Raw genomic sequence first — 12,524 nt, 5'->3', positions numbered from 1 at the left:
CATACTTTTTTCTGCTAACTTTGAAAGAATTAACTAATTTTTAAACCATGAAAAAAATCCTTTTTTCGATTCTTTGTGCGAGTACTATTTTAGTGTCTTGCAAACAAGAAAATCAACCTAAAAATACAATTACTGTGAAGTATCCAGAAACTGCTAAAAAAGCTGTTATAGACACCTTATTCGGAACTGCTGTCACCGATAACTATCGTTGGTTAGAAGATGATAGAAGCAAAGAAACTGAAAATTGGGTTAAAGCTGAGAATGAAGTAACCTTTGATTATTTAAGTAAAATACCATATCGCGAGCAGCTAAAAAATCGTTTATCTGAATTATGGAACTATGAAAAAATAGGGACTCCTTTTAAAGAAGGCGAATACACCTACTTTTATAAAAACAACGGATTACAAAATCAGTATGTTTTATATAGGAAAGACAAAGAAGGTAAAGAAGAAGTTTTCTTAGATCCAAATACGTTCTCTGAAGACGCAACAACATCATTAGGTTCTGTTAGTTTTTCTAAAAACAGCGAAACAGTTGCCTATTCAATTTCTGAAGGAGGTAGCGATTGGCGTAAAATAATCGTTATGAATGCCAAGAGCAAAGAAATTATTGGTGATACTTTAATTGATGTAAAGTTCTCTGGAATTTCTTGGTACAAAAATGAAGGTTTCTATTATTCTAGTTACGATAAGCCAAAAGGAAGTGAATTATCTGCAAAAACAGATCAACATAAATTATACTACCATAAATTAGGAACGGCACAAAAAGAAGATACTGTTGTTTTTGGAGCAACTCCTCAAGAAAAACATCGTTACGTTGGTGGTAGTGTTACTGAAGATAATAATTACCTTGTAATTACAGCAAGCGTATCAACATCAGGAAATAAATTATTTTTTAAAGATCTTTCTAAGCCTGATAGTTCTTTAATAACAATTTTAGATCATACAGATAGTGATACCTACCCGATAGATAATATTGGCTCTAAAATATACTTGGTAACCAACCTTAATGCGCCTAATAAAAAAGTAGTTACTGTAGATATTTCTAATCCAACTACTGAAAATTGGAAAGATTTTATTCCTGAAACAAAGAATGTTTTAAATGCATCAACAGGTGCCGGTTATTTCTTTGCAGAATATATGGTTGATGCGGTTTCTAAAGTAATACAATATGATTATGACGGAAAATTAATTCGTGAAGTAAAATTACCTGGCGTAGGATCTGCCGGTGGTTTTGGCGGAAAAGCAACTGCTAAAGAATTGTATTTTTCATTTACAAACTACAACACACCTAGTTCATCTTATAAATTCGATCCGAAAGAAGGAACGTATGCTGTTTATTGGAAACCTGCAATTTCTTTTAATGGGGATGCTTATGAAAGTAAGCAAATATTTTATTCTTCGAAAGACGGAACAAAAGTTCCGATGATTATCACCTATAAAAAGGGATTAGAATTAAATGGTAAAAACCCAACTATTTTATACGGTTATGGCGGATTCAATGTTAGTTTAACTCCAAGTTTTAGTATTGCAAATGCCGTTTGGATGGAACAAGGTGGTGTTTACGCCGTACCAAACTTGCGTGGTGGAGGTGAATACGGTAAAAAATGGCACGATGCCGGAACACAATTAAAAAAGCAAAATGTATTTGACGATTTTATTGCTGCAGCCGAATATTTAATCAACCAAAAATATACCTCATCAGATTTTCTTGCCATTCGTGGTGGATCTAATGGTGGTTTATTAGTGGGAGCAACCATGACGCAACGACCAGATTTAATGAAAGTAGCATTACCAGCTGTTGGGGTTTTAGATATGTTACGCTATCATACATTTACTGCAGGAGCAGGTTGGGCGTACGATTACGGAACCGCAGAGCAGAGTAAAGAGATGTTCGATTATTTAAAAGGCTATTCACCTGTACATAATGTTAAAAACGTTGCGTATCCAGCAACAATGGTAACTACTGGTGATCATGATGATCGTGTGGTACCAGCGCATAGTTTTAAGTTTGCTGCCGAGTTACAAGACAAACAACAAGGAGAAAATCCGGTATTAATTCGCATCGAAACAAATGCAGGTCACGGTGCTGGAACACCAGTTGCAAAAACAATAGAACAGTATGCTGATATTTTCGGATTCACCTTATTTAATATGGGGTTTGATCAGTTACCAAATCCACCAAAATCTAAAATTAAGAGTTAAAATTTGTAACAGCTTAAAAATTACAGATACTAATACATAAATCAATCTAAATTAAACACAATGAAAACCATTCACAAAATGCTGTTTACTACTGCAGTCGCTTCCATAGCAATTGCTTCGTGTAAAACAGAAAGTAAGCCTGAAGAAAAAAAATCTCAGGGAATTATTATTGAAAACATGGATACTTCTGTTAAACCAACAGATGATTTCTTTAGATACGTAAACGGAACTTGGATGGATAAAACCGAGATTCCTGCTGACAGAACTTCTTGGGGTGGTTTTGGTGAATTACGTAAAAAAACGGATGCTGATGTATTGGTTATTTTAAATGATGCTATTCAAGAAAGAGATTTTCCGAAGGTAAAAGACGCTGAAGGAAATGAAATAGATTCTGATCAAGAAAAAGCAGTAAACTATTACGAAACTATAATGGATACTGTTGCTAGAAACAAGCAAGGTACCGAGCCAATTAAGCCTTTTTTAGCTAAAATTGAAGAAATTAAAACTAAAAAAGATGTAGAAAACTATATTACAAACATGGCACCTTATGGTGGTGGTGGTTTTTATGGTTTTGGCGTTTATAACGATTTAAAAAACAGTAGCCAATACGCAGGTTATATGGGCGCTGGTGGTTTAGGTTTATCTCGTGATTATTATATGGATGTTAAAGTTGCCGATAAATTAGCTAAATATCAAGAGTTTGTTGCTAAAACATTAATGACTTTTGGTGATGATGAAGCTACTGCTAAAAAGAATGCAGCTACTATTGTTGCTTTCGAAAAAAGTTTAGCAGCACCAATGATGACCAAAGAAGAGCGTAGAGATACACGTAAAATGTATAACCCTATGACGGTTGCCGAATTAACTGAATTAGCTCCTGCAATTGATTGGGCAGCACATTTAGAAGGAATTGGTGTTACTGATCTTGATAAAATAATTGTTACCGATCTTGGATACTTTAAAGCATTAAGCGGAATTTTAGATGCTCGTTCTGTAGAAGATATTAAATTGTTATTCCGTTGGAATACAATTAACAATTCACTTGGTTTATTATCTACCGATTTAGAAACTGCTAATTGGGAGTTTTACAGCAAAGAAATGCGCGGTGCAAAGCAACAACGTCCAAGAAACGAACGTGCTTTAGGTAATTTAAATGGTGCTGTTGGTGAAGCTTTAGGTAAGTTGTATGTTGATAAAATGTTTCCACCAGAAGCAAAAGCAAAAGCGAAAGAAATGATCGACAATGTAATGTTAGGTTTCGAAAAGCGTATTGCTGGTTTAGAGTGGATGAGTGAAGAAACTAAAACTAAAGCATTAGAAAAGTTACATAAGTTAACTGTTAAAATCGCCTATCCTGATGTTTGGAAAGACTATTCTGAATTACAAGTAAAAGGATTAACAGAAGGTGGTTCTTACTTCGAAAACGCTAAAAACGTTACTAAGTGGAATTATAACAAGAACATGGAAAAATTAGGAAAAGCTGTAGACAGAACAGAATGGGGAATGTCTCCTCAAACTGTAAATGCTTACTTTAATCCTGTAAACAACGAAATCGTTTTTCCTGCTGCAATTTTACAACCTCCTTTTTATGATTACAAAGCTGATGAAGCTGTAAATTATGGTGGTATCGGAGCCGTAATTGGTCACGAAATTTCTCATAGTTTCGATGATTCTGGTGCTCGTTTTGATGGCGATGGAAACCTTAAAAACTGGTGGACTGAACAAGATTCTGAAAAATTTGCTGTAATTGGTAAGCAATTGGTAAAACAATATAGCGACATTATTGCTATCGATAGTATGCACTTAAACGGTGAATTTACTTTAGGTGAAAATATTGGTGATTTAGGTGGTGTACAAGCTGCTTACGAAGGTTTACAAATTTTCTTAGAAAAGAACGGAAAACCTGCTGATATTGATGGTTATACTGCAAACCAACGTTTTTTCCTTTCTTGGGGAACAATCTGGAGAACAAAAATGCGTGATGAAGCTTTAAAGAACTTAATTATGACAAACACACACGCTCCAGGTCAATATAGAGCGTATATGCCACTTAAAAACGTTGATGCTTTCTATGAAGCTTTTGATGTTAAAGAAGGTGATAAAATGTATTTAAAACCAGAAGAAAGAGTTAGAATTTGGTAAGATCACAGACCTTTTTGATATGATTCTCTTTATGAAAGTCATAAAATAAAATGATAAAACCGATACAGAAATGTATCGGTTTATTTATTTTTATAAAATGAATTATCTTAAAATAATCACAGCAGTAATATTACTTTTAGCAACATTATTTTTGCTAGTAAGTTGTAACCAAGAGAAGCTAAACAATAAAATGAATTCAAGGAAAATAGTAATTGCACATCGTGGCGCATCCGCATATTTACCAGAACATACTATGGAGGCAAAAGCAATGGCTTATGCTATGAATCCTGATTATATTGAGCAAGATTTAGTGTTAAGCAAAGACAATGTTCCTGTAGTAATTCATGATATTTACCTAGATGATGTTACCAATGTTACTGAGGTTTTTCCTGATAAAAAAAGAAAAGACAATCGTTATTATGTAATTGATTTTACATTTGATGAGTTGCAGCTGTTACAAGTTACAGAACGTTTTAACCCAAAAACAGGAAAACAGTTTTATCCAACGCGTTTTCCCAAAAATAAAGGAAATTTTAAATTACATTCTTTTGAGCAAGAGATAGAATTGATTCAGGGATTAAATTATAGTACAGGGAAAAATATCGGAATTTATCCAGAAATTAAAAATCCGGAATTTCATTATGAAAACGGAAAAGACATTGCTAAAATTACCCTAGATATTCTTTCAGATTACGGATATAAAACAAAAAACGACAACTGTATTTTTCAATGTTTTGACGCCAAAGAATTAGAAAGAGTTAGAACAGAATTAAAATCTGATTTATTTTTAGTGCAATTGATGGAGTTTCCTGAGGAAACAAAAAAACTACAACATTTTGCAACATATGCAGACGGAATTGGACCTTGGTACAAGCAAATTATTGATAAAAAAGAAAACGGAAAATGGTTGTTTACTTCTTTCGTTTCAGATGCTCATAAACTCGGATTAAAAGTACATCCATATACTTTTAGAGCCGATCAATTAGGCGAGTTTTCTTCTTTTAATGAGATGCTACAAGTGTTATTTTTTGAAGCAAATATTGACGGTGGTTTTACCGATTTCCCCGATAAAATAGTTGAATTTTTAGCTAAGAAGTAACTTCAATCAGTTTTGATCGATAAGCAGATAGTAATTTAGATTTAGAGATAAAGCCAAGGTATTTTCCGTTTTTGATAACAGGTAAATTCCAAACACCACTTTCTTTAAATTTCTGCATTACTTTTTCAACAGAATCCGTGTGCTGAATAATCGATGGCGCACTTCTCATAAAAGTTTCTACAGTAACTTTATCGTACATTTCGGTATCAAACATAATGGGCCTAATATCATCTAACAAAACAATTCCTAAAAACTGTTTGTCCTTTTCAGTTACAGGGAAAATATTTCTGTTAGAATTAGAAACCGCTTTTTTAAGCATGTCACCTAAAAGCATTTCTGGATGAACAGCTTTAAAATTTGTTTCTATCAATTTGTTAATCTTCATCATCATTAGCACATTTTTATCTTTGTTATGTGTAATGAGTTCGCCTCGTTCAGCTAATTCTACCGTGTAAATAGAGTTGGATATAAAGTATTTTGTAACCGCAAAAGAAATTGCGGCAACCAACATTAAAGGAACAAATAGATTATAACCACCAGTAATTTCTGCAATTAAAAAAATAGCGGTTAAAGGGGCATGTAATACGCCTGCCATTAAACCAGTCATACCTATTAAAGTAAAGTTAGATTCTGATACATTACCGCCTAATTGATTAATCATTTTTGCAGATACATTCCCTAAAGCACTTCCCATAACTAAGGTAGGAATAAAGATTCCGCCAACACCACCAGCAGCAAATGTCGTAGTCATGGCTATGGCTTTAAATAGCGTAATTAGTAATAAGAAACCGATAACAATCCAAACATTTTCGAAATCTACATTATACGGAATGTCTTTTAAGGCAGCCAAAGCGTTTCTTTCTAATAAATTATTAATTAATCCGTAACCTTCACCATATAAAGGCGGAATTAAATACAACATTACTCCAATTGCAATTCCGCCAATAATAAATTTATGGATTGGTTTTTTAATCCGTTTAAAGAAATTGGTAATACTAAAATAAATTTTCGAAAAATACACAGAAGCTAATCCGGTAACAAAACCCAACAACACATAATAAAAAATATCTTTTATTTTAAAAGCATCTATCAATTTGAAACCTAATAAAGCATCTTTTTCAAAAAAGAAATAAGAAGTTATAACAGCAGAAACTGACGCCAATAATAAAGGAACCAATGAGGCAAAAGCTAAATCTAAACTAAAAATTTCGATAGCAAATATTATCGCAGCAACAGGCGCTTTAAACATAGATGACATTGCACCGGCCGTTGCACAACCAATTAAAAGCATTCTTGTTTTTTGATTCATATGAAACAACTGAGAAACCGTTGATCCTAATGCGGCACCAGTACTTACAGCCGGACCTTGTAAACCAACAGAACCACCAAAACCAACAGTAATTGGTGCGGTAATTAGAGAGGCATAAATTTTATATCTCTCTATGATTCCGCTACGTTTAGAAATAGCATGAAGTGTTGTAGAGATACCATGACCAATCTCTTTTTTAATGAATCTTTTTTTAATGTAATACACTAAAGCGAGCCCTATAATTGGAAAAATAAAATAAAGAGAATGATGAATATCCTTAATAAACTTACCTTCTAAAATAGTTTGAAAAAAAGAAGTCATATTCTTTAGAATAAGCGTTCCAATTCCGGCTAAAAAACCCACAAAAACACTTAATACATATACAAATTGTCGTTCAGAAATATTTTTATATCTCCAAATTAATATTTTTTTGAATATGTTTCTAGATTTTGGCATTCATCAATTATAATAAGAGCTTTGTATTAAATTACGACTTTTCTTGAGTGCTGATATCTTTTATCAAACCAAAGGCAAAATAAACAACTAAGAATCCACCAAAAACAATACAAAGCCACATAAAAATTTTAGTTTCCCAAAAAGGAGTGGTTTTTATTTTTATTGCTTCTTGTTTAACTTTCGAGAAGTTTAAAACGCTTGCTTCTTTTAAGGCAATTGTTTTGTTAGATATAAAATTACCTAGGTCGTACGAAGGTTTAATAAGTATAGTATCAATTACTATGGTGTATTTTTCTTGCTGCTTTAAATTAGCGATTACGTATACTGGTTTTTGTAATAATTGTACGTTTTCTATCGCCAAAGGCGGATTGTCTTTGTTTTCGATTTCGATACTAAATTCTTTTTCATTTAAATTGTTAAGAACAAACGTATTTTTGTTTTTAGAGTTCAATTGAAATCTAGCAATTACCTGATCATAAGTTTCAAAACGTTTTTTAATTTTACGAGTTCTCTTTACGATAACCTTTGCGTTGCGCAGAAAAAAATCAGTAGTAATATTAAACGAAATAGTATTTATTTTATGCGCATTTTCTGACGAAAATTTAAGTTGAGTTACCTTTTTATCTTTTAAAGTAACCGTTTTTTGTTTGTAGTTAAAAACCTCTAAAGGTGCTTGTGTAAAAAACTTACTTTCATAAACACCAGCTTCTAAAATATTGATAGGTAATGAGTTTTTATCGTTAAAGTTAATACGTAAAAAAGCATAGGTGTTTAGCGGGAAATCTATCGTTTTTTCTAAAAACACTTTTCCGGATGTCGTTTTACTAGGAATATTTATATACGATAGTTTTTTGTCTGAAACCAAACCAAACCAATCTTTGCCGTTATCACTACCATACACATTATAGCTTTTTCTGATTTTAGTATTTGCTATTTTGAATATAATATAATCTTGCTTTTTACCACTTTCATTTTTTATAATAATAGAAGTAACAGAATCTTTAATTACTTTTTTAGAAGCTATTTTAATCGTTTTAAAAGTAGAAAAATTCCTGTCGTTATTATAAATTAAAACATACGGAACCTCATTTTTTTCAGCATCTTTAATTCGTAAAAAATTAAAATTATCATTACCTGAAGCACGTATCTTTTGAGATAGCATTATCTTATGTAAACCATATTCTTTAATTGTATCTAAAGATCCTTTGTAGCTTTGGCTAAAACCAGTAATTGCAATAAATAAGGCTGCTAATAAACTATATTTTTTCATTGTTGTCTTCTTTTTCTGAGGTTTCATCAACTACTAATTTTTTAATTTTTTGATACACAAAAGAAATCACTAGTATTAAAATTCCTAATAAAATAAAAGCAATTATTTTTCCGGTTTCTGATACGTTTTTAATATCGTACATAAACAATTTAACAATCGTTAAACCCAATAATGAAAGTGCAATTACTCGCAATGTTTTCCATTGTCTTCGTATTCCTATAATTAAAAATATAAAAGAGAAAACACCCCAGAGTATCGGATATCCTATTTTTATAATTTGTGTTTTAGTTTCTTGTACTTGGGTGTTTACAAAATTGCTTTTTAAATATTGATTATCTTCAGTATTGGGAAATTTTTCGGCTAACTCAACTGTATCAATCGTATTAGAAATATATAAACCGTGGGTCATTATTTCATTGCTTAACACATAAACAATCGCAAAAGTAAATAACCATGGCAACCATTTGCTTTTCGTTGCATTAATATTAAAAAGAGGTGGTGTTTTTTTAAATAGTTGATATCCGAAATAAACCAAACATGCTACAACAATATAATGAAAGTAAAAGGCATATTTAGTATTGGTGTTACCAATAAAATTTTGAGCCATTTCGTTTGCCGAAAACTTATAAAAAGAAAGAATATAAAATAAGATAGAAAAACCACTTATTAACAATACGAACTTCGAAAATGCTTTGTTTTTGAATATTACTGTTAAGTATAATAAAACAGCCACAAAAACAAAATGATAAACTAGTGGGAAAGATAACACTGAAAAAGTGTTTTCTAAAAATTGATCTGCTTGATAAAAGATTTCTAAAATCCCCGTGAAATAACTTACAAGAATGGCAAGTATTAAAACCAATTTTTTGTAAAAATTAATATTCAGTACAAAAACTTTAGCAACAACTTCCTTTTCTTTTTGTAATAACCAATACGTTAAAAACAACGAAACACTTACCGTAAAACCAGCAATAAATAACGGATTAAAGACCACTGATAATTCTTCGGATGAACCATAACGATCCCAATCTATTAATAAACTAAAAAGCGTTAGCGTTTGTACAATTACGGCACCTATTTTAAAAGAATTAATTTTCGATTTTTGAGACAACCAAAATAACAACACCGCTTCTGCAGCCCAAAATAAGGTAATATGATTTCCTTCAAATTGAATTGGTATTGTAAGTGTAACAAAAGTAAGCGCTAAGCCAATTAAGAGATATATTGCGTTTTTATCTAATCCGAATTTTTTATATAAAACTGTGGCATAGCCTAAATTATAAACCGCTAATAACAATGTAAATAATCCAGTAAGATTAGAGTCTAAATCATTTAGTATTAACATTCCCGTTCCGAAAAATACAAACGTATTCGCAACCAAAATAAGATATTCTATAGCAGAGAAAACGCCTTTATTTTTAAGGTTGTTTAAAACAATGGTAATACTAAATATAAAATAAAAGATAGTTGCAAAAGTTAAAGCACCTGTATGTGAAAATGATGGTTCTCCTATTTTTAAGGCGCACCAGCTAGTAAATAATATGGTAGTAAAAATGTAGGCTAAAATGGTAGAAACTTTCCATTTTTTAAAATAAGAAATCCCTAATATACCAATGTTTAAAATGGCAATATAAGTGAACAATATAATGTAATTACCTTCACCAGTACTCACCATAAAAGGTGCCGCAAATCCACCAATTAATGATAAAACAGCTAGTTCTTGACGGTTGTAAGAAACAGAAACTAAACTACTAAAGGCAGTAATCACTGCCATTATACTAAAAGCAACGGTTTGACTAAATAGTTGGTATTCGTTAAACGCAATATAAATAGTAAAATAAAAGATACTAATTGCTCCGGCTACTAAAACCGAGCTAAAAGAGGCGTAATTTTTCTTTAGTTTATGAGCAATAGCCATAACAAGCGAACCGCATAAAATACCAATACCAACTCTTGCCGGTTCGTTTATCCAATCTTTATCAATCGCATATTTAACGAAGAAACTAATTCCCAATACTAAAATTAAGATTCCGAGTTTATTAATTAAGTTTTCACCTATAAATTTTTCTAAATCAGGGTTTTTCTCCTTGAATGATTTTAACCAAGATTTTTTTGGAACTGTTTTAACTTTTTGCTGTACAACTTGTTTTTGAGTTTTCGTTAGCGTTGGTTTTTGTGGAATACCAACAACTGGTTGTATTGTTTTTTCGATGCTTTTTTCAGGGACAATAGTAGTAGCTTTTACTACTTTAATAGGTTCATTCTTTACAGGTTCTTTGGCTACAACAACTGTTTCTTTTGTTTCGGAAGCTGTTCTTTTTGAAAGAATTTCATTTTGAAGAAAACGAAGTCTGGTTTTTAAATCTTCAATAGTTAGGTTTTGTTCTTTAAACTTGTTGTTTATATTTCTGTTAAGAAAATAGAAACATAAAATGAGTGTTATAAATAAAAAACCTTCCATAGAATCTCTTTTTGAATTTCAATATCAAATGTAAACTTTTAAAATGATAACGATTGTTGTAATAATTAAAATGAAAAAGTAACTTTAATACATAGAGCTTCTATTGGAAATTAATCATTAAAAATATTCAGTTTATAGTTTATTTGTTAGGTAGGAATTTTTGCAACTCTTCATAATCGCCTAAATATAATTGACGTAAAGCTTCTACATAGGGTCTTTGATTATAGTAGCCGTCATTAAAATCTTTTATAGCAGCATCTAGCAGCTTAGTCGCTTTTTCAATTTCACCTTGTTCTTTAAATATAAAGGCTTTGTAGTATTTTGCATCAGCGCTAAAACCGTACGAGTTTTTAATAACACGATCAAAGCAAAGTTGTGCTTCTGTATAGTTTTCTAACTCGAGATATGCGATACCTTTGTATAAAAAGGCAGTAACATCTACAGAGCTTTCACTAAAATCTTCAATTTCTTTATCGATATATTTATCAAAATAAAAAATAGCTTTTTTATAATCGTTTAGGCCTAAATAAGCAATTCCTCGCCAACAATCTACACTTAAACCTTGCGGAGCATCAATAAAATTAGGTGTTAAAATATCGCTCTTATCAAAATCTGCAATTGCTTTTTTGTAGTCTCTATAAAACCATAAATACAAGTATCCACGCCAAGGAATTCGGTTTACAGAATCTAGTTTTAAAGCCTTGTCATATTGCGGTTTCCATTTATTTGGCATTCCTCTTTTTAAATGCGCAACTGATAACTCATAGATAGCTTGTTCGTATGTAGGATCTATTTTTAAGGCTTCTACAATTCCGTTTTGAAAAGGTGTTGAACCTTGTGTAAAAAACACGGCTTTTTTATATCTTTTTTCAGCTAAAGTTCTTTTGCTTTCTTCATTTTTACAAGACAGAAAACTAATAATAAATATAAGGCTAAGGGATAATTTGAGTAACTTTTCCATTTTCTATTCTATAAGATATGTACATGTAATAATTTTGCGGTGTGTTATCATAAGAAATAACATTCCAATTTGCTGGTTTTGAGGTAAAGGTCAATAACTCATCTACCATTTTAGGATTTAGAGATTTTTCTTTTAAATCTAAATCCATTTCAATAATTTCAAACCAACCAGCATTTCCTTCACAGTTTACTAAAAACCGATAATTTAAATAACCAGATTCTGTATAATTATTTGTGTTAAACTGCGTGTTTACTGCATCTCTAAATTTCTTTTTAGAGCCTTTGTAAGCTTTTAAACTAGCACTGCTATAGGTGTGATAAATACCACCGTCATTACATAGTTGGTATTTATCGTTTAAAAGTGCTTTACTTTGGTCGATATAGCCAACATAATGTTTAAAAGGTTTGTTTTCGGTATCATATGCTTGGTTAATATAAAAGTAGCCGAAGAGAAGTAGCGAACCAATAAGAACTAAAATAGTAGTAATAACTATTAAAACAATTTTTAGAATTTTCTTTTTTTTCATGATTTAAAAGTAATAAAAAAATCCCGTTCTAAATTTAGAACGGGACTTATATATTTTCTGTCATTGCGAATGATAATGAAGCAATCTCTTAATTTA

General features: G+C 31.2%; 8 protein-coding genes. 3 read left to right on the top strand and 5 right to left on the bottom strand.

Annotated features, from left to right (window positions below; genetic code table 11):
* Positions 1–47 precede the first annotated feature (47 nt).
* The 3 genes from P2G10_RS07515 (at position 48) to glpQ (ending at position 5,445) form a co-directional block, all read left to right on the top strand.
* Complete coding sequence (locus P2G10_RS07515; protein ID WP_275315961.1) at positions 48–2,204, top strand: prolyl oligopeptidase family serine peptidase; 2,157 nt, start codon at positions 48–50, stop codon at positions 2,202–2,204.
* Between the two features lie 60 nt (positions 2,205–2,264).
* Positions 2,265–4,346 (top strand): M13 family metallopeptidase, encoded by a 2,082-nt coding sequence (locus P2G10_RS07510; RefSeq protein ID WP_218771887.1) that lies wholly within the window; start codon positions 2,265–2,267, stop codon positions 4,344–4,346.
* A gap of 70 nt (positions 4,347–4,416) precedes the next feature.
* Complete coding sequence (gene glpQ / locus P2G10_RS07505) at positions 4,417–5,445, top strand: glycerophosphodiester phosphodiesterase (RefSeq protein WP_338056310.1); 1,029 nt, start codon at positions 4,417–4,419, stop codon at positions 5,443–5,445.
* Here the strand turns inward: glpQ and P2G10_RS07500 are convergent.
* The 5 genes from P2G10_RS07500 to P2G10_RS07480 all read right to left on the bottom strand — a co-directional run bounded on the left by P2G10_RS07500 (position 5,435) and on the right by P2G10_RS07480 (position 12,428).
* On the bottom strand, positions 5,435–7,210 hold the full coding sequence (locus tag P2G10_RS07500; RefSeq protein WP_275315958.1) for a chloride channel protein: 1,776 nt from the start codon (positions 7,208–7,210) through the stop codon (positions 5,435–5,437). The genes glpQ and P2G10_RS07500 overlap by 11 nt on opposite strands.
* Before the next feature lie 31 nt (positions 7,211–7,241).
* Entirely contained in the window at positions 7,242–8,480 is a 1,239-nt protein-coding gene (locus P2G10_RS07495; protein WP_275315956.1) for a hypothetical protein, read from the bottom strand.
* On the bottom strand, positions 8,467–10,941 hold the full coding sequence (locus P2G10_RS07490) for a DUF2339 domain-containing protein (protein WP_275315954.1): 2,475 nt from the start codon (positions 10,939–10,941) through the stop codon (positions 8,467–8,469). Before P2G10_RS07490 ends, P2G10_RS07495 begins: the two co-directional genes overlap by 14 nt.
* Before the next feature lie 139 nt (positions 10,942–11,080).
* Positions 11,081–11,902, bottom strand: coding sequence for a tetratricopeptide repeat protein (locus P2G10_RS07485; RefSeq protein ID WP_275315953.1), 822 nt, complete (start codon positions 11,900–11,902; stop codon positions 11,081–11,083).
* A complete protein-coding gene (locus P2G10_RS07480) occupies positions 11,874–12,428 on the bottom strand; it encodes a hypothetical protein (RefSeq protein WP_275315951.1) in 555 nt (184 codons plus the stop codon). The genes P2G10_RS07485 and P2G10_RS07480 overlap by 29 nt, the downstream gene beginning before the upstream one ends.
* Positions 12,429–12,524: the final 96 nt, after the last annotated feature.

The sequence above is a fragment of the Tenacibaculum bernardetii genome, assembly GCF_029125915.1.
Classification (GTDB): domain Bacteria; phylum Bacteroidota; class Bacteroidia; order Flavobacteriales; family Flavobacteriaceae; genus Polaribacter; species Polaribacter bernardetii.
The sequence above is the reverse complement of the archived record's forward strand: the minus strand, read 5'-3'. Positions and strand labels throughout refer to the sequence as shown.